Origin of the sequence: Sphingobium chungbukense (genome assembly GCF_001005725.1) — a bacterium.
GTDB classification, from domain to species: domain Bacteria; phylum Pseudomonadota; class Alphaproteobacteria; order Sphingomonadales; family Sphingomonadaceae; genus Sphingobium; species Sphingobium chungbukense.
In genome coordinates, this window is sequence record NZ_LBIC01000013.1 from 21894 (window position 1) to 42100 (window position 20207).

Annotated in this window: 22 protein-coding genes; 3 read left to right on the forward strand and 19 right to left on the reverse strand. The window is 62.1% G+C overall.

Annotated features, from left to right (window positions below; translation table 11 throughout):
- The first annotated feature begins 79 nt into the window (after positions 1-79).
- Positions 80-1063 (forward strand): helix-turn-helix transcriptional regulator, encoded by a 984-nt coding sequence (locus tag YP76_RS22500; RefSeq protein ID WP_046765839.1) that lies wholly within the window; start codon positions 80-82, stop codon positions 1061-1063.
- 36 nt (positions 1064-1099) lie between these two features.
- Here the strand turns inward: YP76_RS22500 and YP76_RS22505 are convergent, their stop codons facing one another.
- From YP76_RS22505 to YP76_RS22595, 19 genes are all read right to left on the reverse strand, one after another.
- Positions 1100-1933: a DUF3883 domain-containing protein gene (locus YP76_RS22505; RefSeq protein ID WP_084733323.1), complete on the reverse strand. Its 834-nt coding sequence runs from the start codon at positions 1931-1933 to the stop codon at positions 1100-1102.
- Positions 1934-1936: 3 nt separating this feature from the next.
- Complete coding sequence (locus YP76_RS22510) at positions 1937-2629, reverse strand: HEPN domain-containing protein (protein WP_046765840.1); 693 nt, start codon at positions 2627-2629, stop codon at positions 1937-1939.
- 45 nt (positions 2630-2674) lie between these two features.
- A complete protein-coding gene (locus YP76_RS22515; RefSeq protein ID WP_046765841.1) occupies positions 2675-3538 on the reverse strand; it encodes an LPD7 domain-containing protein in 864 nt (287 codons plus the stop codon).
- Positions 3528-5489 carry a type IV secretory system conjugative DNA transfer family protein gene (locus tag YP76_RS22520; protein WP_046765842.1) on the reverse strand — a complete coding sequence of 654 codons (1962 nt, stop codon included), beginning with the start codon at positions 5487-5489 and terminating at the stop codon, positions 3528-3530. Before YP76_RS22520 ends, YP76_RS22515 begins: the two co-directional genes overlap by 11 nt.
- Complete coding sequence (gene virB11, locus YP76_RS22525; protein ID WP_046765843.1) at positions 5473-6477, reverse strand: P-type DNA transfer ATPase VirB11; 1005 nt, start codon at positions 6475-6477, stop codon at positions 5473-5475. The genes YP76_RS22520 and virB11 overlap by 17 nt, the downstream gene beginning before the upstream one ends.
- 3 nt (positions 6478-6480) lie before the next feature.
- The gene (virB10, locus tag YP76_RS22530) at positions 6481-7704 is read right to left on the reverse strand and encodes a type IV secretion system protein VirB10 (RefSeq protein ID WP_046765844.1); all 1224 of its coding nucleotides are present in this window, start codon (positions 7702-7704) and stop codon (positions 6481-6483) included.
- Positions 7705-7707: 3 nt separating this feature from the next.
- A complete protein-coding gene (gene virB9 / locus YP76_RS22535) occupies positions 7708-8565 on the reverse strand; it encodes a P-type conjugative transfer protein VirB9 (RefSeq protein WP_021245265.1) in 858 nt (285 codons plus the stop codon).
- A complete protein-coding gene (locus YP76_RS22540) occupies positions 8562-9260 on the reverse strand; it encodes a virB8 family protein (RefSeq protein ID WP_021245264.1) in 699 nt (232 codons plus the stop codon). Before YP76_RS22540 ends, virB9 begins: the two co-directional genes overlap by 4 nt.
- 334 nt (positions 9261-9594) lie before the next feature.
- A complete protein-coding gene (locus YP76_RS22545; protein ID WP_046765845.1) occupies positions 9595-10539 on the reverse strand; it encodes a type IV secretion system protein in 945 nt (314 codons plus the stop codon).
- A 220-nt stretch (positions 10540-10759) separates the two neighbouring features.
- A complete protein-coding gene (locus tag YP76_RS22550) occupies positions 10760-11476 on the reverse strand; it encodes a type IV secretion system protein (RefSeq protein WP_046765846.1) in 717 nt (238 codons plus the stop codon).
- Between the two features lie 3 nt (positions 11477-11479).
- Positions 11480-13891 (reverse strand): VirB4 family type IV secretion/conjugal transfer ATPase, encoded by a 2412-nt coding sequence (locus YP76_RS22555; RefSeq protein WP_021245261.1) that lies wholly within the window; start codon positions 13889-13891, stop codon positions 11480-11482.
- On the reverse strand, positions 13884-14234 hold the full coding sequence (locus YP76_RS22560) for a type IV secretion system protein VirB3 (RefSeq protein ID WP_021245260.1): 351 nt from the start codon (positions 14232-14234) through the stop codon (positions 13884-13886). The genes YP76_RS22555 and YP76_RS22560 overlap by 8 nt, the downstream gene beginning before the upstream one ends.
- Positions 14231-14569, reverse strand: coding sequence for a TrbC/VirB2 family protein (locus tag YP76_RS22565; protein ID WP_021245259.1), 339 nt, complete (start codon positions 14567-14569; stop codon positions 14231-14233). The genes YP76_RS22560 and YP76_RS22565 overlap by 4 nt, the downstream gene beginning before the upstream one ends.
- On the reverse strand, positions 14566-15234 hold the full coding sequence (locus YP76_RS22570) for a lytic transglycosylase domain-containing protein (protein ID WP_021245258.1): 669 nt from the start codon (positions 15232-15234) through the stop codon (positions 14566-14568). The genes YP76_RS22565 and YP76_RS22570 overlap by 4 nt, the downstream gene beginning before the upstream one ends.
- A complete protein-coding gene (locus YP76_RS22575; RefSeq protein ID WP_021245257.1) occupies positions 15231-15572 on the reverse strand; it encodes a hypothetical protein in 342 nt (113 codons plus the stop codon). Before YP76_RS22575 ends, YP76_RS22570 begins: the two co-directional genes overlap by 4 nt.
- Before the next feature lie 50 nt (positions 15573-15622).
- Entirely contained in the window at positions 15623-16570 is a 948-nt protein-coding gene (locus YP76_RS22580; RefSeq protein WP_099186291.1) for a phytanoyl-CoA dioxygenase family protein, read from the reverse strand.
- Between the two features lie 10 nt (positions 16571-16580).
- Positions 16581-17192, reverse strand: a complete 612-nt coding sequence (locus YP76_RS22585) for an acyl-homoserine-lactone synthase (RefSeq protein ID WP_021245255.1) — start codon at positions 17190-17192, stop codon at positions 16581-16583.
- Positions 17193-17264: 72 nt separating this feature from the next.
- Positions 17265-18008: a LuxR family transcriptional regulator gene (locus YP76_RS22590; RefSeq protein WP_021245254.1), complete on the reverse strand. Its 744-nt coding sequence runs from the start codon at positions 18006-18008 to the stop codon at positions 17265-17267.
- A 16-nt stretch (positions 18009-18024) separates the two neighbouring features.
- Entirely contained in the window at positions 18025-18786 is a 762-nt protein-coding gene (locus YP76_RS22595; RefSeq protein WP_022684250.1) for a helix-turn-helix transcriptional regulator, read from the reverse strand.
- A gap of 221 nt (positions 18787-19007) precedes the next feature.
- On the opposite strand from YP76_RS22595, the gene YP76_RS22600 reads away from it, so the two are divergent.
- Positions 19008-19574 (forward strand): hypothetical protein, encoded by a 567-nt coding sequence (locus YP76_RS22600; RefSeq protein ID WP_021245252.1) that lies wholly within the window; start codon positions 19008-19010, stop codon positions 19572-19574.
- A 194-nt stretch (positions 19575-19768) separates the two neighbouring features.
- Positions 19769-20188, forward strand: a complete 420-nt coding sequence (locus tag YP76_RS26790; protein ID WP_021245251.1) for a hypothetical protein — start codon at positions 19769-19771, stop codon at positions 20186-20188.
- The last annotated feature ends 19 nt before the right edge of the window (positions 20189-20207 follow it).

Consider the following 20207-nt stretch of genomic DNA (forward strand, 5'->3'; position numbering starts at 1 on the left):
ACCCACGAGGGAATCACCTCGACAGGCGCTACCCTGTTCCTTAGCATGCAAGGGTGTCAATCTCTGACATGGACGTATAATGACTTTCGCCAAGGCCAACGATCTTCTGCGCCTCGCCCAACTCGCCGCCTCGCGGCGTTTGGGCATCAGTCTTGAGGAAATCTCTCAGGAATTCGGTATTTCGCACCGCACAGCGCAGCGCATGACAAGTGCGCTGGAGGATAATTTCGCGAATGTCGTTGTTGTGGAAGATGATGATCGCCGTCGGCGCTGGCGCATCGAAAGTCCGATGCCCGACCGGCTGCAACCGCGCCAGGAAAACACCATCGAGGCTTTGGAAATCGCCGCTCGCGCAGCCCGCGATGAGAACCGGCTCCGCCATGCCCGTGCGCTGGAAGATCTAAGAGACAGCCTGATCACGCGCCTCTCCCCACGTGATGCGCTGCGGTCCGAAGCCGATGCGGAGGCGGTCCTATCCGCGTTGGGCCAAGTGGCGCGGCCAGGCCCAAAGGTCGCGATGAAACCCGAGGTCACCGACGTTCTGATCGAGGCTCTGCGCGGACCGTTCAAAATGCGTATTGTCTATGGCGAGACTGACGCAGAAACCCGGACGGTCGAGCCGCATGGGCTTTTGCTGGGATTGCGCAGCTATCTGGTTGCGCGCCAGGCGGATCGAGGCGAAAATCTCCGCCATTTTCGTCTCGACCGCATTCACAGCGCTGAATGTCTCGATGAGAGTTTTCCCATCCAATCCGGCTTTTCCCTGAACGATCATGCGGCGCAGGCCTTCGGCGCCTATCAGGACCCCGCCCAATATGGCGAGATCGTCTGGCGGTTTCTTCCCGAGGCAGCCTCGCGTGCGGCGGAGTTCCAATTCCATCCCAACCAGTCGGCCAAATATCGGGACGACGGCAGTCTGATCGTCCGGTTCAAGGCCGCAGGCTGGCTGGAAATGGCCTGGCATCTCTATCAGTGGGGCGACAAGGTCGAGGTGCTCGAACCGGCAGGACTGCGGGCGCTGGTCGAAGGCCATGCGCGTCCCGACTTCCCGGCCCTGCCCTGATTGCTCGATTTGTGTCGCCCTTGGTGGCGGCGGTTATCAATTGAGCTCGGCGAGGAAACTGGTTGCCGTCAATTGTGCGTGATCGCTCAGGGGCGAGTCCAGCGTGAAGGCGCTTGGCGCACGGGCGAAATTCCACAGCCGCATGAGGCACCATTCCTCGCGCCTCGTTTCGGCGACGGCCAGCTCATTGCGAGAGATATGAAAAGGCGTGCGCTCCCATCCATTGGTGGTTTTGACCTCGATCAGCTTCTCGCGCCCGTCCGTTTCAAAGCTTCGGATATCGAAGCCAAAACCATCGCCATCCTGCACAGATGTCCAGCGGACTTTGTCCGCGAGATCGTCGCGGCCCGCAGCAGATAAATGACGGCGCTCGTGATGCAGCACACATTCTTCACCCGCCTTGCCAAGCGCCCGGTTGCGCGCATCGCGCTCGGCGACATCATATTTGCGGCCGATCGCGGCCATGAACGCTGGATCGATCGGCGACGGTTCGTTGCGCACCGTGGGCGGCGGCCCGATCCGCAGTGATCCCTGCGCTTCCGGTACGTTCAGGGCAGCTCGTGAGAGCCTGTCGGGAGCCAGCCATTCGGGCCGCGCCTCCAACCACCGCAGGACGCCATCGACCAGCGCATTCTGGAAATTGGCGGCCGGCTTGTAGCCCTCGATCCAGGGCTGACCAAGGCCGAGCAAGACCGCGCTGATATTCTGATGCTTGAACTCGATCGAGCCCTTGCTGCGGTCAATCACAGCCTGAAGATCGCGGTTTCGCGCCGCTTTGTTGAAGGAGCGACCAACCAGCTCGTCGGTGAGCATGGCGAAATAGTCGGCGACGATGTGATCAATTTCCTGATCGGACCAGACTTCCGCCACGCCCTATTCCACCACCGGGTAGTTCGGCATTGGCCATTCATGCCCGGCATTGTCCATCATGAGATCGATGAAGATCGGCAGCAAGCAGCCGAGCAGCGCGGCGCCATCCCTGACCTGGGCGCGATTGACATCGCTGTTCCATGTCGAGCCACCATGCACCAGTTGGTTGCGCAGCACATAAAGCCGGTCGAACAGGATCGAGAGTATCTTGGCCGTGTCATGATCGCGCAGTGCGGCGCCTATCGCTGTCCGCGACCGCTCGAGCCTGTCAGCCCAGTCGACATAGCCGGACGCACCATTGTGATGCTGCCAAAAGGGATGGAAGACATAGCGGTTTGCGAGCAGCACCCGGATTTCCTGAGGGAAGCGCTGCCAGACCATGTCGTAGATGCGATGTTTGCCATCAAAGCCCACAAGGGTTGCGAAGAAGGCTTGGAACAAGCCCCGCTCACCCTCGGGGATACCAATCGCCCGCGATGCTTCAACGTCGCCGGCGTAGGCCGCGTTGAAGCCGATCCAGAGCAGGATGAAACGCACATCCTCATCGGTCTGCTCGGCCTCGGCACGGCGCAGCCACGACAGCGCGCGATGCACCCTGAGCGTCAGCGGCTCCGGAAAATCGCCACGCAGCTCGCGCTGCTTGGCCTTCAAGTTCTCATGGTGCAGCGGGCTGCCGGGCGGATAGCGATAGGCCATGACCGATATGGTAAAGCCTTGCTGGTCAGGCTCAATCCCTCTCGATCAACGGCCTCGAGATCGTTGCAGCGGCGCTCGTTCCTTGCCGGGTTCTTGCCGGTTCCGGCCTGACGGCTCAACGGCCCGGACCGAGGTGTCCCGCACCTTGGCCGCCTGAAACTGCCGACCCGCCTGCAAATGCGTTCGCACCTTGTCATTTGCCACCTTCATCACCCTGGCAACGGCATCGGGATTGTCGAATAATGCCGCGCGCACCACTGTCTCGATCACGCGAAGCTGGCTCTGTGCCGCCGGCGCATTCTTCGCCCGGCTTTGTTCGGACGGCGTATGCCTAGACGCCTCATCAGCCTGGCGACGATCCCGCCTAGGTTCGCGCGATGCCGGCGCCGTGACGGCGGGGGCGATGCTGTTGCGACTAGCATCGCGCCGCACTCGGTCCAGCTCCTGCAAATCCCGTTCGCTCGGCCGATATCCCCGTACTTCCAAACCTTGGCGACTGGCTTCGAGCCACGCCGCCCTTCGGAACGTATCGCTGCCGGTAACATGGACGTGCGACCACCCGCGATGGCGAGCGATGGCAACGAGATCGCGCACAACCTCGTCGCTCTCGCTGGAGGTGATGAGCCGTCTGCCCTGGTCACGGAACGCCGGTTCCTTAGCCTGCGCACTCGTGAAATATGCGGGCTCGCCCGACCATTTGCTCGTCGTGGAGAAATAGCGCTTTCGCAAGGCATCGGGAATGTCACCGGGCGATGCCGCTTGAAGGACGGACGGATCAAACGACTTCCCCTTCTTCGCTGCTTCGAGCGACGGTTGCGCCGCGTTCGCCGACCTGGCTCCCGAGTCCTGCGCAATCGTATTGCTACGCTTGCCCGTACCACGTGGCGTCAGAGGTTTTTCAGCGGCCATGATCTGCCCTTTCCTGGATGAGGGGTGAAGATGATGCCCCTTCCGTCTGCACGAGCGCCCGCTCGATCATCGATGACACGAAAGCGATAGCGGCTGCCTCATCGCCGGGCGGCGGTAAGTCGGTCAGGTCGCCCAGGACCAACATATCATCGGTAATCTCGGCCGCGCCCGCCAGTTCACCCTCGGTCAATTCCCGCATCTTGGTCTCCTCCAGCAAGGCCCCGCCCGTGCTCTTCGCCGTTGGTCCCTCCGCGTCATCGTAAGGGGACACCACCTGATGCTTGCCTGTCGGGAGAGCAGTTGGGGACGCAGCAGCGGGGATAGGCCGCGACGGCAGAATGGGCGGCGACAAAACGCGCCTTGTGAAGCGCGGCATTCGGTAAAAGGCGATTTTCCTGCCACGAACCGGCGCGATCCCGCCGCGCAGCAACAAAAGCTCGGTCTTGGGCATTTGCATCAGCTCTTGGGGCAGCAGCAGCGCTCGGCGCTGATCGGATTCCGACACGCTGCGATTGGCCAGCAGCCCATGAATCGTTCGGCTGCGCGATTTCACATTCATCGTGAAGAAGCCGAGCCGCTCCGAAAGCTCGTTCGCGACCTTCAGCTCCTTGGGCGTAAACACCACCTCAAGGCCGCAATTGGCGATGATTTCGTCGGTAACATCGGGACCATAAATGGCCCGCAGTTGCGCCCGGCTCTGGATCACTGGCAGCAGGCGCAAGCCGTATCCGGCGACATAGGAAAAGCCGCCCGCGATGACCGAGGCCTTCCCGAGCCTTGCGAATTCATCGAGTAGGATCAGGACAGGGACATTGCTGGCAGCATCGGGCAAATCGCGCGTGTTGAGATCTACCAGCTGCTGCAAGAAGAGGCTATAAACCGGCGCGATCCGGTCGATATTGTCGGGCGAGACACCGAGATAGATCGACATTCGCCGCGCCCGGACTTCGCGCAGATCGAAATCGCTTGCCGAGGTCGCGGCATCGACCACAGGGTTGAGCCAGAGATTGAGCCGCGCCGTGATCGTCTGTTTGATCCCCGAAAAGGTATTATCCGAAGCCGAGGCGAAATCCTGGATTGCCGAGACACACGCCTGACTTAGGCGCTGTCCCGCCCCCCTCGCCTCTTCCAGGGCCTTGGGAAGATCGCTCTTGGGATCGCCAGTGGTGAGCCGTCGATAGATCTCGCCGATCGTGAAGGGCATGCCAGGATTGGCAGCAACGAGCGCGCCGACGCCGATGAAGGCCGCCCGCGCCGCTTCGGCCCAGAACGGGTCCGATCGTTCCGGCGCGGGGAAGAGCATGACTGCGATTTTCTGAAGCTCGTTGACGACTTCGGTGTCATCGGCTCGCCGGATATGCGCCAGGGGATTGTACTGTGCCGTCCGCCCTTCAGGGTCCAACGGATCGAAGAGGTAAACCGATTGACCGGCACGTTGGCGATAACCGGCGCTGGTACTCCAATTCTCCCGCTTCACATCGAGCACGACGACCGAACCCGGCCAAGTCAGCAGATTGGGGATGACAACACCGACGCCCTTCCCGGCGCGCGTCGGCGCTTCGAGCAGGACATGCTCGTTTCCGCCGAAAATGAGGAAACGCCCTGCTTTGCGTCCAACGACAATGCCAGACGGGGCACGCAGCCCCTCGCGTCGGATTTCGCCCTCGCGTGCAAACCGAGCCCTGCCGTGCAAGGATGGGCCTCGCCGCAGGATCGTGAGGACAAGAAGCGCGACAACGGCTGCGCCGGCCATCGCACCCCGCTTGATCCAATCCCCGAGCAGCGGATCACCACGATAATACCAGAGCCAGGCCGGCAGAGTGCCGAGATCGATATTAGGTCCGATCTGCCCGAGTCCGAACAAGGCAACGAACAGGGTGATGACAGCCCACATCAGAATTGCGCCGATCACGCACAGGCCAATCGCCCAGGGACTACGCTGCGCCAGCATCGCCCATCCTCGGCTCGAAATAGATCTCGTCGACCTCAAACCGCCCGCCGTGACGGCGTGTCTGCACAACGACGTCGACGAGCATTCGAAGGAGTCCGCGAATATCGTCGCGGGCGAGATCGCGGCCGCCTTCCGATTCCTTGACGAGCAGCGTCAGCTGTTCAAACGCGCCGGCGGGTGAACCGGCGTGGATGGTCGTGATCGATCCGGGGTGCCCGGAATTGACGTTCCGCAGATAGAAGAAGGCGGTGCCGTCACGCAGCTCCTGGAGCAGGATGCGGTCGGGCCGCATGCGCAGCGCGCTTTCGAGCAGCTGCTTGGCGCCAACCTTGGCCAGGCCCTGCCCCTCGCTCGAATAGACCATATGGACGACATTGCGATGAGGCACGACCAGCTCACGGGTGTCTTCGATGGTGAGCAACCGCTCCTCCGGTGGGATAAGCTGGATGAGTGCCTTGGCAAGAGTAGTCTTTCCCGAACCCGTGGCGCCACTGACCAGAATGTTCTTGCGTGCCGGAACGGCGACCTTGAAGAATTCCGGCCAGTCGCCCGCGTCGCGCAGCGCCACTAGCCGCGCATCGACATCGGTGAGACCCTTGGCGCTGGCGCGCGTCATCCGGAACAGCCCGGCCCCAGCCAGTTGGTCGATCGGCAGGGTCACGGTCGACGGTTTGCGGATCGTGAAGGAAGGGCAACCGCTTGGGGTGACCGACGGTATGACGATCTGGCAGCGCTCGCCGCCCGGCAGGACCGTCGAACAGATCGGAGACTGACCATCGATATCCTGGTGCGTGAAGCTCGCCGCGGCAACAGCCAGGGTAGAAAGCCAGTCGCTGTCCAGCTCCGGCATCTCCTGCCAGCGCCACCCTTGGCGGTCCTCGATCCCCGCTTCCCCCGGACGGTTGACCACCAGCTCCGTGACATCCTCCGGTTCCAGAAGCGGGAGGAGCGGCGCGAGATAGTGGCGCAGGACGGCGGTATCGCGCATGGCTTACCGCCGCAGTTCCAGATTGTAGACATCGGCAAAGTTGAAATCCTTGGCGACGAAAATGCCGACCTCCTCGCCCTGGTTCTTCTTCAGCACCGGCCGGATATTGATATTGTTCTGCAAGGCGATCGCAGCGCCTTCGCTGGGCGCCCGCGTCACATTGTTGAAATTGCCATTGCCGCTCGAGGCGGCTTGCCCAGCGATATAGGCGGCATCATCGACGAGCGAGAGGAGCAGAGCGCCGCCAAAGCGCGCCCAGAAAAAGCTGTCGACCGCTCCTGCAAGCCCGGCTCGGCCGAGTGCATCGGCGCCAGGCGAGGCAAGATCGATCCGCACGCCCTGGGGAGTGACCGCCCGCGTCCAGAGGACGAACAGGCGATTTTGTCCTTGCTGGATGCCGCCGCGATATTCGCCGAGAACGCGCGTGCCCTTTTCCATGAGTACGACCCGGCCATTCTCGGAATAGACGTCTCGCGGGATCAGGCAGGACGTGTAACCGGGCTGCGCGGAATTGATGGCGGTTTGCAGAATGCAGGGGATCAATGTGCCCGCCGTAATCAGAAAATTGCGGTTCGGCAGCATCGAGGCCCGCGCTTCCCCGGTCGAGGAGCTTTGCCGCAAAAGATCGAGCGCGTTGGGCGCCCTGCCCTCGCCGCTCTCTGGCGCTCCGGCAGCGTTGTCGGGCGCTTCCCCGGCAGCCCCTGCAGCTGTGGGCGCGCCGGCCTCGCGGCCAAGATCGCGACCTCCATAGGCGATCAGCGTGGACCGCCGCGCCTGCTCGGCAAGCGTTGGCCGAGCGGCACTGGTCCCGCTCGGTGCCGCGCCCGGCTGCATGGCGGGCACAATTTGGCCTTCAGGTCCGGGAACGCCAGCGGCAGGATTGAGCACCGGCGCGTTGGGGTCCGCGCGGGCAGCCCCGAGCGGTCGGCGTTGAGGGGCGACCGCGGCATAATCGACTGTTTCCCGAGCGACGATATCGGGTCGTTCCCGGGCTGCACCTGCCGGCGCGGTGAGGTCACGAGACGAGGATTGCTGGCCCGTGCCGGAATTCACCCAGAGAATGCCCAGGACCATTGCCGTGCCGGCGAAGATCAGCGCGGTGTTGCGCCGCGCGGGCGTCGTGCCGCCGATCGGCTCGATTCCACGCTCGTGAAGAATTTCGTGCCTTTCGGGCGTTGGATCGGCACCGGGCAGCGGGCGCACGACAGGGGACGGTTCATCGGCCATGGTTCATTCCTGCGGATGGGAGATGGTGCGCTCGACGTGAGACGATCCGGTATTCGTTCCATGATCGACGCCATAAGGTTCGGGCGCCTGGTTATAGATGCACAGCACCTCGCCGCCCCGGCGCAGGCGCAGTTGGCGCGCCACCAAATGAACGACGACGAATTCATCGCGAACGTCGAAGGGAACCAGGGTTTCGGACCCGTCTGGCCTCACCAGATAAATGGCAGGAACTTCCCGGTTCGCCGGAAACCGCAAAACCGTGAATTGGCCATTGTCGGAGACCTCCGACGGCTGCAAATCGCTCGAACCCTGCACCTTATAATTCATGTTGCGCGGACCCTCGATCACCGCATGGTCGAGGGCACCGCGAACAGCCTGGGCCTCCAGCGCCGCCGCTTGCATCGCGATCTGTGCCGCTCTCAGGCGTTCGGCCCGCGCCACCTCGTCCCGCGGATAGCGGAAGCGGACCTGGAAATAGGCCTGGCCGTTGCGGCCGATGATCGGACCACTACGAGCCGTGAGTTCAAAGGCATAGCTTCTTAAGGTTCCGCCGCGAGACGTGGTGACGATAAGGTTGGTCGGTCCAGCGCGTTCGCGCGGCTTGAGGAACAAGATGTGGCCGGCCACCGCCACCTCCCAGGAGACGGTGTCGCCCAGCGCTACGTGCTGAATCGTTTCGTCCTCGCTGAGGACAATCTGGGTTGCTGTCCGGAAGGTCCCGACGATGCGATAGACCTGCGCTTCCTCATAATCGACGAACTTGACGCGTGGGTCAGACGCAGCGCCACGCGGGACCTCAACCGCATGGGCAGCAGAAAGGGATGCAAACGCGATGAAAACCGCAGCGACCAATGTTTTCATCGGACTACCTCCGGGTCGGAGCGGTAATTCTCGACCTGGAAGCCGAGCGGGTTCCGATAGCGATCACCTTCGGCCATCGGCGCGTTGGCATAGGCGAAAGTGACCGTGGCGATCCAATCGCTGCTCTGCGTATCCGTCTCGGTCTGGACGATCCGTGTGAATCGCACATTGGCAACCCGATCATTGATGAAGGCGATGTTGCGCACCCGCGCCTGGACGACTGCGTTTTTCCCCCAGGCGTTCTGGGGACTGGCAGCATTGTTGTTGCTGAAGAAGCGTGCCCAGCGCTGCTGCTCCGCCGGCTGCGACAGGATTGTCACGAAGCGGAAATTCTCCTCGGCAGCCGCCGGTATCCAGCTTTCACGCGTCCGGACATATTGCGCGAGAAAGTATTTGGTGACCGCTTCATCATAGCGCATCGGCCGCTGGGTCAGCGCCGTCTGGACATCCACCGCGCCCGTCGTCTGATTGACCCGAATGACATAGGGCACGACGGTCTTGAGCGGGGCCAGCGCGGCGACAGCAAAAATGGATGCGGCCGCAAGGATCGAGGTTACCGTCGCCACGGTCCAAGCAATACGCGTCGATCGCAATGCCGATCGAACCCTGTCCTGGTCCCAGCTTCGCGCTTCCTGGAAATAGCGTTTGAGCCCGGAAGTAGGCACCGCCTCCGCGTCATCGTCAGCAACTCGCATAACGAATGTCCTTTGGCGCAAAGGAAACCTTGTCGTCCGGAGGCGCTGGCACTGCGGGCGGAGGCGGTGGATCGCCCACCTGCGGATGAGACAAGGGAGGAATGGGCGGCGCAGGGCGCGGCGCTGTAGTCGCCCGCACCGGCGATCCGGGCAGAACGCTCCCATAGATGTTCACGTCACGCAGATGGTGCCCGTTGCAAACGGCCAGCTTCTTGGGTCCGGACGCGCATGCCGCGAGGCCCAGCAGTGGAAGGCTGCCGATCAGGCAGACAGTAACCTGGCGGATGGTGAACGTCGATTTTTGAGGACAGGGCAAGGTCATGGTGATGTCTCACTATGCCGCTTCGATGGAGCCGCCCCGACGAGCGGCGCGCTCCAGATTGCGGCTGTTGCGCGCAATGCGGCGTTGTCGGAGGGGAGATGCCATCGTCCCCCAGGCGGTCCCGGCGAAGGCACCAACCCCCGCAGCGGCGCCGCCCGCAATGCCGGTGGCAATGGCCGGAGCCTGGAAAAAGAAAATGGTCCCGAGGAAGAGATAAACGGCGAAAAGAACCGCACCGATTGTCACATCAGCTTTTGATTCTGCAGCCGCGATTGCGATGCTGCCCAAATCAGAAATGAGCGTCGTGATCGCGATGATCACTCCCATGAGGACTATGTAGTTGAAGACCTGCCCGAGCCATCCATGAAAGAAGCGGCGCGTAGGTTCGAACAATGCAAGTGCAATGAAAATTGGCCCGAGAGCTATAATGATGGCCAGCGCTATTTTGGCAAAAATAGTAATTGAAAAACCGATCGTGGCAGACAGTCCTGCCAGCGCGTAGAGGCAAACGGCTAGCGCGATCAGCACCAAGCGCATCGGATTAATTTCAATATACGTCGCAGCTTTGGCGCGAATTATGAGAACTATGCTGTCGGCTTGATTGAAATAGTCATCAAATGCAGCGCCCACGCTGGTGATGGTCCGCCCGGAGAGTGCCTGCGAGAGTGCGTCCGGCATCCCATGAAAAAGAGGCGTGGTGATCCACTCGGAATAGGCGACCGTCGTTGCGGCAATATACAGCAGGCAGAGCTTGACCATTCGGTAGAATAGTTCGCCCCAGGGTTCGCTAATAATGCCGCGCATCACCATGTAGCCGAACAAAGCGATATAAATAACAAGCCCAACGGCGAGCGGCCCGCGAACAACCTCAACGACGTTTTGAAGACGCTCGTTGAGGAACAGGTCTAACTGATTGTCGACCTGTATATAGAAATCGTTGAACAGTGTAGAGGCCATTGCGGGTCAGCTCGCCGTCAAAGTGACCGCTTCAGGTCATCAAGATCTTTAACGTCCTGAGCATTGATGCACTCGCGGGAACTTGGATGGGTTCCGTTCGCGCAATCCCTGAGCGTTTGATTCCGCAGATCGGAGGTACTGCGATACTCATCTTTTCCGGTCGGCGGTTTGCACCCGAGCAAGCCAACCAAAGTAACGCTTACGACAATGGCCCGGAGCATTACGAGCCTCCCAAACTTGCCGATAGGTCGGCTAAATCCTGCTCATCGTCGCGCTGCATCTGAAGACGACGTTCTGACTCCTGCCGCATCCGCAGCGCCTGCAACTGCAGGGCATCATTTTGGATGTGGGCGTTTTCGACCCCTACCCTTGCCTGGATGTCCATGACCTGTTTGGCGTCCGAAGCCGTATCGAGCGAGGTGCGCAGTTCTTCCAAGCCTGCGGTGCGCTGGGCCGAGACGCCGTAGGCCGACTCCGCTATCGCAGCATCGCGGGCGGCCAGATCGCCGTTTCGCAACAGGTTGTCGCGCGACGCCCGTTCATAAGCGGATGCGCCAGGCCGCAGCTCCGGCAGTGCAATGCGGTTGGCATCGCGAATGCGGGTCGCGGCACTGCCAAGCGATCCCAGGCTGGCATTTTCCGACGACATCAGCCTGCCGAGGTCGCGGGCCTCAGGCGGCAGAAGATGGCGCATGGCATCGGTCGATAGCGACGGGGCAATGCCATTGACGTCGGTGACCTGATTGAAGCTACCGTAGAGCTGCTTGGCCTCGGCGATCTGCTCCTTGCCCTGGTCGATCATGGACAGGGTGTTCTTGACCGTGGCGAGCGCCTGCAAATAGCCGGAGCTGTCATAGACCGGTATGCCCTGGGCGGCGGCCGGACCCGCCGTTCCCAGGATAATCGCACCGATCGCTGCGAATCCGCCTTTACGCATAGCTCATCCTTTCCTGCTCGATGGAGATCGACGCTGCTGGTGAAAGAGGGGCAGCCAGTATTCGGGATCGTCGCCGACCTCGGCGCGGATGGCATCGAGCAGCGTCACCGTTTCCGTGGTGCCCGAGAGAACTGCCAGCTCGTCGGAGAGACCGCCAAGATCGAGCTCGACGACGATTGAGTCATGGCCTTGCTTGACCAGGAACCGGCGGGATTCCGGATTCAGATCGTGGCGGATGAGCTTGAATTCCGCCTGGGTCAGACCCAGTCCATCGACATAGTCCGTTTCGCGGCCATAGGGGTTGGGAAGCAGTATCTTGGTCGCAACCTGCTCCATGATGCTGTGCGAAATGTCCGAACGCAGCGCATCCGCAGGGCTTTGCGTGCCGAAGACAAGAAAGGCATTCTGCTTGCGGTAGGTCTTGAGGCCGTCCTGCGCGAAGGCGCGGAACGCATCGTCCCCCAAGGCTTTCCAGAATTCGTCGATATCGATCACAAGCCGCCGGCCGTCGAGGAGACCGTCGATCCGGTGGAACATGTACATCATGAGCGGCGTGCGCACTTCGGGGTTGTCGAGAAAATCGGTCATGTCGAAGCCGACGAACGGCGCCTCCAGCGACAAAGCGTCGATCTCATTGTCGAACACCCAGCCGAGCGAACCGCCCCGCGCCCATTTCTCCAGCCGGGCACCGATGCCTTCCGGGTCGCGCTGACCGAGCAGCTGGCGAAGCGCGAGAATGGAGCGGTCCTCCGGCGCAAGGCGTCCGAGCGAGGCCAGCCCCTCATCGATCATGCGCTCCTGCGTGACGCCGAGTTGGCCTCCAACCGGCGTCACCAGCTGCCGGATCAGGCGCCCCAGGAAGACAAGATTGCGCGGACCATAGTCGAGTGCCCGCAGCGGAGCGAAACCCGTAGGCTCACCATTCTTCAGCGTCAGATAGATCCCGCCCGCGGATCGGACATAGATCTCCGCGCCGCGGTCCTTGTCGATGAAGATCTGCTGCGCGCCCGTCTTCTCGAGCTGCGCCATCAGAAAATTCTGGACGACGGTCTTGCCCGCGCCGGAAGGACCGATGATCAGTGTGTGACCCAAGTCGCCAACATGGAAGTTGAAATAATAGGGCGATTGCGCGGCCGTCTTCATCATGGCGATCGCAGGCCCCCAATGGTTCCCCTTGGCCCGGCCTGCGGGATAGGTATGGAACGGCGCCAAGGCAGCAAAATTGCGCGAGGTGATCGCCGCTGGCCGCGCCCGCCATGCGAAATTTCCGGGCAGCTGCGCCCAAAACGCTGCTTCGAGCGCTGGTCCTTCGCGCGCCGCCACCAAACCAGCATCGGCCAGTGCCGCGCGCGCGGCCGAGAGATTGTCGGCAAGTCGCCTTTGGCTGTCGGCGAAGACCGCCAGCGAGAAATGATGCTCCCCGAGCACGAACCGGTTGCTTTGCAGATCGTCGGCTGCATCGGCGAGATCGAGCGCCTGGCTCGCTGCGGCATCCTCGGTCGAGGCCATCTGGTTTTGCCGGCGGCGCAGACGTTCGGCTGCCCGCGCTTTGCCCATGAAGGTGAAGGATTGCGAGACGACGAAGGCGAAATCCTGGCCGAGCAAGGCATTCATCTGTCCCGGGCGCGTCAGCGCGGGATATTCCCTGATGCCGAAGATTCCCTGCCAGCGGCTCGTGTCATGGGCACGGATCTCGACCGTCTCACGTCCGAAGATCACGCGCTCGCCGTAAAGCGCGGATCCCAGATGCCCGCGGACGAGCGGAACCCTGGATCGCGCACCCATCATCACTTGCTCGAGCACCTCAAGCGGGGCGGAGAAGATCAGGCCATTATGCTCGTAGAGAGCAAGGCGCGCCGGACTGCAGCGGCGGAGCAGCTTCTCGATGTCGCGCGCCTTCTCCTCGAAGCGCGCCAGTTCATCGGGATCGACCTCCTCCTCTGCGGCCTTGGCTTTCGCGATCCGCTTGAGCAGCAGCCCGGTCCGGTCGGCCGATCCGACTGCCGGACGCATGAGAAGCGTCAGATAATGCTCATTGACGAACATCCGCTTGGCGGTGACGCGCGCCCGATATTTAGCGTCGAGCTCGGCGGCGAACTTTGAGCGGAACTGCCCTTCGGGATAGTCCCCTACGGCTGAGCGGACGATGTGGGTCCAGATCGCAAGCCGATCGTCGGCGATGTTGCGCCAAGTGCCGTTGAGCTTCTCGTGCCAATCATTGAGGTGGATCGGATCAGCCGTCTCGAAAGCCATGCCTTCGAGGCGGAACATCATCATGAGATCGCCGCTATCAAGCGCAATCACATCGGGCGTCACATGGCGGGCATAGGGAAGATAGCGCCCGGGCTCCGCTTCTCGGGTCAGAACCCGCCAAGGCGTCTTGCGCGGCGGCAGCTGGGCGGCGGCGCTAGCCACGCGCGAAACCCTTGCGCTTCATCCCCGCGACCGGCAGCGGCGAATAGGAACTGCCGCCCCACCAGCCGCGGTTCCGGCAGCGCGCCTTGGTCAAAGTCCATAACCATAGCAGGCGAAAGGCATTGGCGTCGTGGCGCACGATGAGGCGCGCCACCGCGAGGCACGCGCCGCCGATCGCCCCCGCGTAAAGCGGATTGCCGCTGACGATCAGGGTGAGACAGGCAGCAAGCGCAATCGGCAAGGATGCTTCGAGCGGCACGCCCAGCCACATCGTCGGCCGGGTCACCGCAAGGAAAAGCGTTTCCTCGCGCAGCCGCTCGTTCGAGGGCGCGGCCTCCTTCACGCGCCACCGGTGATGGTATCGACGATCCACTGCGCGCTGAAGACGATGAAAATGCCGACGATGACCGTCACCAAAAGGCCGAGGCTCGCCCGTCCGGTGAAGAACATGAAGCCGACGATGACGACGGCGATCACCGCAATCGTCTTGGCAAAGGTTCCCGTTAGCCAGGTCTTGATGTTCTCGGCCATGGAGGTGATGCCGTCCGCACCTTGCGCATGAGCAGGATCACTCAGCAGCAACGAGAGAAGCATCGCCAGGCCGACGATGCCGGCGATGCGCAGCAGAAGACGCGCCCATTGGGGCTGGGAGCCCAGGCGGGCGGTGATCGCTGTCATGGATGCTGTCCTTTCTGAGAAGTTGTCCCGTCCCCGAAGACCATGAGCGAGGCTTGCCGGGCATCTGCGGCGATGTTCCAACCAGCGGCCTGCGTCGCAGCGAGCGCAGTGGGTTGCGGTTTGGCGATCACCGCATCGGCAAGCCGGACAGGCGCGGTCATCACCGACGCTGGGTGCCTGCCGCGGATCAGGGGAATGACGGTTGACGCGCTGGCATAGACCCGGGCGACATAACCATTGCGAAAGCCGCGCCGCCGATCGCCAGTATTGTAGAGCGAGAGCGCTGTTGCGATCGCATGGTCCGAACTCTGGGCGGAGTGCGCCACCGACTGATAGTTGGTCGTCAACACCCGCGCGGCGGCGGCAAGGTTGCGGCACGGCTCGAAGGCATCCTCCACCGACAGACCCAGCCATCCGAGGTTGGCGCTGTTGATCTGCCCCAAGCCCAAATCGATGTTGTAGCCTTGGCGAATGAGGCGACGCGCGGCGGCAATCGCCTGTGCCCTCGTCGCCGGCACCGGCTTGCGCGCACCCGGACTGTTGACCCCGATCGCCAGCGTGTTGAATCGGCTTTCCGTGTGAACGATCGAGATCAGCGTCTCAGGCGCCACGCTTGGCGCGCATGAGCCTGCAAGGGCGAGAAGACTGGCGACGTCGAGGATCATCGAGCGAGATCCTGCAGCCGCTCGATATGGGCCAGCGAGTAGGTCTCGCGGCGTCCATCGCTGAAAGTCATGACAACCCGGCGCCGCGTTGCGGAATCGCGATCGTGGACCTTGGTACGAGCAACACCGCCGCCGCTACAGCCGGGAAAAGAGCCGCCGGTGGCCAAGCGCTGCCACAACTTGGTCATGGGCGCGACGCACTGGGCATATTGCGTCGCGCCACCAGGATTAGAAAGGCACAGGAGAACCTGGCAGCCCAAGTCATTCGCTCGCGCGGGAGTCGGTTGAAGGGCGGTGCCCATGGCGAGCACCGCCAGGCTGAGAGTCACGCGTTGCATCGGGTCATTCCCCCGTGAGAGACACCTCCCGCGTCGGGAATTGGCGTCAGCTATCCGTTGGATTTCACCTCTCTTTTGTTCCGCCCGGCCCCGATTTCGGCAATCCCCCCAGCCGGGGGGAGTAGGCTCGTGCGTTGCTGGTCCAGAAATTCGGCCAGCGCACTTTCCTGATCGGGTCGCAGAGCATCGGTGGCAGCCAGATATTCCGGCGGTTCGCCCCGAAGCAGGACGGACGGACACTGGCCATCATAATTGCCGAGATTGGGACGGTGCTGCTGGTAGCCGACCAGCGCGGCAAGGTCTGGATCGAACGCACGGGCCGCATTGGGCGGATAGGTCAGCCATTTATTTTCGTAGGGCTTCAGCCAGCCCAGGCAATAGCTGACGATGATGCCACGCCGGATCGCGCCGGTCATGTTGGCGCCGGCACCATGCAGCGTAGAACCGAGGAAGAGGATCGCCGAGCCCGGCTCCGCCTCAACCGCCATGGGCTGCGCGTCCTTGACCATGGAGCCGGCATTATGGCTCCCGGACCAGATCAATGTGGCGCCGTTTTCAGCCTTGAACGGAGAAATCGGCCACATCACGTTGACGAGATATTCGAGCTCGCCGGCCGGGCCGCGCCACATATCCTGGTCCCTGTGAGGAAACTGCGCCGGCGCTCCTGGATGCAGTTCGAGCGCCTGCGTGAGGTTGAGCTGGATGGTATCGCACCAGGGGTCGAGAACCGACCGCACCAGGCGCATGATCGCAGGATGGCGCACGAGTCGCTCGACAGTGGGTACGCGTTTCAAAAGGCCGCCAAAGCGCTTGGTGAGCGGACCGTAGAAGCCGCCCTGGCAAAAGGGTGTGGCGGCAAACCGCGGATCGAGGGCCTGATCGATCTCCGCGACCTCTGTCTTGGATGCGATGTCCCGCAACACGCAGAAGCCGTGCCGCTGTAAATCGTCATCGACCGCAGGTTCGGCAGCTGGGCGATAGGGGGAGAGATTTGTCATGGTGCCCTCTTCAAGCAGCCTTGGCAAGATCGGCAAGGCCGACCGAGCGCCAGATGCCGCTGGCCTGCAGCTGCTCGCGGGTGCTGCCATTGATGTCGATCTGTAAGGCGATAAGGCAGCGGCTGCTTGTTGAGGCGGGCAGGCCGAGGGGACGGCATGCCCAGCCAAAGCTCAGGATCTGTTGGAACCAGAACCACTCAGCAACGCCGGTGTAACTGTCGATATGATTGCCGAGCGCATATTCGACGAGCGCGGACACCAGCCGATTGCGCACCTCCAGGCGCTCTCGTGCGCGCAATCGTCGTGCAAGACAAAAGCGCGTGATCTCGAGGATCGCACCACCCCGGGGAGGCACTTGTTCGCACAGCTCGGGGAAAATGGTGCCGAGAATATGGTCACCGGTCGTCGGAAGCAGCCGCGCCGAGGCAAGATGCTCGCCCTCGGCGTCGGCTATCACGATGTAGACGGCACGGTCATTGTCGAACTGGTCGATTTCATAACGACCGGCAAAGACCGGCACGTCCCAGCGCAGAAGATCGACGAATACCCGTTTGCGTTCCTCGAACATCGAACAGAACAGGCGGTTTTCCATGGCGCGGGCAGCGCCGGTTGCGATATGCATGACAGCCTCCTTTGGTGAGGCGGTCAGTCGATCAGGCCCGCGTTCTTTCGGTTATCCCCTGTCCTGGGGAGATCATCGCCCGAAAACATCTGCGAAGCTGATCTGTCCATCGAACAATGCGCGGATCGCCAGCAGCGTGCGCTTCGTCACGCCGTAGCGGTCGCGTGCATCCTTGACATGCTGGATCACCGTTTCCTGCCCAATGCCGAGGATTTGGCTAATCTCCCAGTCGGTTTTCCCGCGTGCTACCAGCGCCACACATTCGGCCTGCCGCTCAGTCAGGCACGGGCCTTCGCATGGAGCTGGGGTTTGACGGGAAAGCCTGCGCGCGGCTTCGAATGCGAAGCTGCCGATCAGCTGGACGAGCGGGAGCTGTCGTTGATCGAGCACGTCGCCTGACCCCATGGCGAATGAGCAGGACCCATTCACTTCCCCCGGAATATGGGCAGGAACCGTGAAACCATCGCCCAGCCCGGCGTCGTGCGCCTCCGCCAGGATCGACCGATCAGCAGCACTAAGCGTGATAAGGGATTGCACTGCCGACCAGGCAAAGCCGATATTAGTGCGATGGCTGGCCCGGTGGATCGGATCACTGGCATAGAGGCGACGCGCCTGGAAACGCTCCACCCATTCTGGTGGATAATCGACGATATGGACAGAGCTCACCGCTGGCTTGAGGTCGATATGGTGGACCAGAGAAACGTACCGAAAGCCCATCGCACGCGTAATTTCGGCCATCAGGCCGGCCAGTGCTTGGCTGTCCTTGATTATCGCGGCGACCGCGCAGAAGTCCTGAACTTGCCCAAGCCCGATCATCACGGCCCGAGCGAGATCACAGGAGCGCGTCCATATTGAGATGACCGTCGCGAACCGCGCGCAGCACCAGCTGCGTTCGGCGCCGCACACCGTAGCGCCGACGCGCGGATTCAACATATTCATGCACGGTGTCGCGGCTAAGCCCGAGAATCTGGGCAATCTCCCAATCGCTCTTACCCTGGGCCACGAACGCGATGCACTCGACCTGGCGCGGACTGAGGGAAACGAACGCCAAGGTCCTTATCTCTTCGCCGAGCAGTTCGCGCGCCCGGTCATAAGCGACCGATCCCAGCAACCGGGCGGTGAGAATTTCCGCCGCATCCAGCGGTTCATCACGCGGTCGGGCGACGGTGAAAATCGCCTCAGGCTCACCCGGCGTCCTGATCGGCAAGCTATAGCCCGCTGCAAGGTCATGATCCCTGGCGCGTTTCAGGATGCTTCGCTGGCGCGACGAAAGCTCAAGCACGTCGCCCACCCGATCCCAGGCGAGCCCCGATGGCGTGCGGGCGCAGGCCGCGTGGATGGGGTCCTCGATATAGTGGCGCTCCTCGAGCACCTCTTCGAGCCAGGCCGGCGGATAGGTGGTGAGGAACAGGCGCTGCCCGCCTCCGTGCCGAAGATCGACATTGTGGAGCAGCGTGAACCAGCGGAAGCCGAGTTCGCGCACGGCCGCATCGATCGTGCCTTGCAAATCGCCGAGGTTTCCAGCACGCGCACATTCCTGTGCGAAACGCGTGAGGTCGTCCAGGCGGCCGCAGTCTCTTATCCTGTTCGCCATAGACGGTCGAAGCTCGTCGCCAAAAGAACTTCTCGTCCAGCGTTAAGCGGCCAGCTCCGCGATTATCACGGTGAGTTGAGAACGATTCGCAACAAACCTGCTTGGATGAATCGCCTATGACACTTTGCCTGCTGGTAAAGTGTCATAGGCGACAAAGGACGCTCCACGGTGCGAATTTCGGATTCACATTGATCCTCGTCTGTGCTTGATTCAGTCGCGTTATGTTTCATCCCGGCGCTCCTCTCCAATCTTCCAGCAGCTGCGATATCGCAGCCGTGCTCGAGAGATTGGCGCAGGTCTCAAGCCGTCCCCGCTATGCCTTCATGCTGCTCAACTTGATTGCGCAGGTCGCCGGCCCCGACGGGAGCGCCGGTCCCTGGATCAAGCGGGACAACGAGCTTGTTTCGCTGCGCGACTGGCTCTGCGACGCGCTCACACCGATGTCTCATCGAGTATCCCGCAGCGCAGCGTTGGCAGATCGCGTTCGTAGGGATCTGGACAGAAGTGGAATGCTCACCGGCGATGCACAGGAAACGCAACGAACGATCGCAGAGGAAATGCGCGCACGCATGCGAACCACCGGGAAGAGTAACCTCAGCCGCGCCGTCTCCGAATTGGTGAACGCCGATCTCATGCGCCGTCATTATCAGGGCTATCACGTCGACCATCGAAACCGCGGCGGGCAGCGCCACGCCGTCTATACCTTGATCGGCGACGCCCGGGGCCTCGTGTCTGCGACCAGTCTCACGAAACATGCCGCACAGGGCGAACTCGCTCTTATGAGGTGAGGATACGCCAGTCCGCCCTGCACCACCGGCAGAGATCCTGCCGATGGCTTGGAGTTTTCAGAGCTAACTGTCGTCGTGCTGTTACAACGGCAATCCGCGAAGCAAAGCGCGCCCGCTTCATTAGAAAAGCCAAGATTGCTTTGCTCATGCCGAGTTGGCTTGCCTGAAAACAAGCGGACGGTTAGTGACTCAATGTGCAAACCAGCGAAACCTCCATCGTAAAGCGGTTGACCGCGATGCTCTGCATCGCGCTCGTCTTCGTGTTTGCGGGGATGTCGCTGTCTAACTCCATGGACCGAATCCAGCATGCGCCGGGCGCGCCGATCGCCCATGAGCACATGCTCCTGGGCGATCTTTCGCTCGAGCTGGATCATGCCGACGATCATCACAGCCCGCAGCCGGACGACAGCGACGACGATCCTGTCGGGCATCTTGCCGGCGGTCATCACCACCATGCCGATGGCGGCTCCGGCCTGATCGTCCCCGATCAGGCGCCGGCGGCGATACTCGCGCTGGCCGCCAGCGCGGGCACTTTCGAGCCGCAGCGACGGCCGCTCGGCGTGAAGGCGCGCGGCCCCGAACGACCTCCCAAGGATCTCGGCCCAAACGCCTGAGCCCCGCGTCGCAGGTTCG

Excerpts from the sequence above, each read along its gene's own strand:
- YP76_RS22545 (WP_046765845.1), bottom strand. The coding sequence starts at position 10,539 with ATGGCCTCTACACTGTTCAACGATTTCTATATACAGGTCGACAATCAG.
- YP76_RS22515 (WP_046765841.1), bottom strand. The coding sequence starts at position 3,538 with ATGGCCGCTGAAAAACCTCTGACGCCACGTGGTACGGGCAAGCGTAGC.
- YP76_RS22580 (WP_099186291.1), bottom strand. The coding sequence starts at position 16,570 with ATGACAAATCTCTCCCCCTATCGCCCAGCTGCCGAACCTGCGGTCGAT.
- virB11 (WP_046765843.1), bottom strand. The coding sequence starts at position 6,477 with ATGCGCGATACCGCCGTCCTGCGCCACTATCTCGCGCCGCTCCTCCCG.
- YP76_RS22595 (WP_022684250.1), bottom strand. The coding sequence starts at position 18,786 with ATGGCGAACAGGATAAGAGACTGCGGCCGCCTGGACGACCTCACGCGT.
- virB10 (WP_046765844.1), bottom strand. The coding sequence starts at position 7,704 with ATGGCCGATGAACCGTCCCCTGTCGTGCGCCCGCTGCCCGGTGCCGAT.
- YP76_RS22500 (WP_046765839.1), top strand. The coding sequence starts at position 80 with ATGACTTTCGCCAAGGCCAACGATCTTCTGCGCCTCGCCCAACTCGCC.
- YP76_RS22585 (WP_021245255.1), bottom strand. The coding sequence starts at position 17,192 with ATGCATATCGCAACCGGCGCTGCCCGCGCCATGGAAAACCGCCTGTTC.
- YP76_RS22575 (WP_021245257.1), bottom strand. The coding sequence starts at position 15,572 with ATGCAACGCGTGACTCTCAGCCTGGCGGTGCTCGCCATGGGCACCGCC.
- YP76_RS22600 (WP_021245252.1), top strand. The coding sequence starts at position 19,008 with ATGTTTCATCCCGGCGCTCCTCTCCAATCTTCCAGCAGCTGCGATATC.
- YP76_RS22570 (WP_021245258.1), bottom strand. The coding sequence starts at position 15,234 with ATGATCCTCGACGTCGCCAGTCTTCTCGCCCTTGCAGGCTCATGCGCG.
- YP76_RS22520 (WP_046765842.1), bottom strand. The coding sequence starts at position 5,489 with ATGCTGGCGCAGCGTAGTCCCTGGGCGATTGGCCTGTGCGTGATCGGC.
- virB9 (WP_021245265.1), bottom strand. The coding sequence starts at position 8,565 with ATGAAAACATTGGTCGCTGCGGTTTTCATCGCGTTTGCATCCCTTTCT.
- YP76_RS22550 (WP_046765846.1), bottom strand. The coding sequence starts at position 11,476 with ATGCGTAAAGGCGGATTCGCAGCGATCGGTGCGATTATCCTGGGAACG.
- YP76_RS22510 (WP_046765840.1), bottom strand. The coding sequence starts at position 2,629 with ATGGCCTATCGCTATCCGCCCGGCAGCCCGCTGCACCATGAGAACTTG.
- YP76_RS22540 (WP_021245264.1), bottom strand. The coding sequence starts at position 9,260 with ATGCGAGTTGCTGACGATGACGCGGAGGCGGTGCCTACTTCCGGGCTC.
- YP76_RS22565 (WP_021245259.1), bottom strand. The coding sequence starts at position 14,569 with ATGACAGCGATCACCGCCCGCCTGGGCTCCCAGCCCCAATGGGCGCGT.
- YP76_RS22590 (WP_021245254.1), bottom strand. The coding sequence starts at position 18,008 with ATGATCGGGCTTGGGCAAGTTCAGGACTTCTGCGCGGTCGCCGCGATA.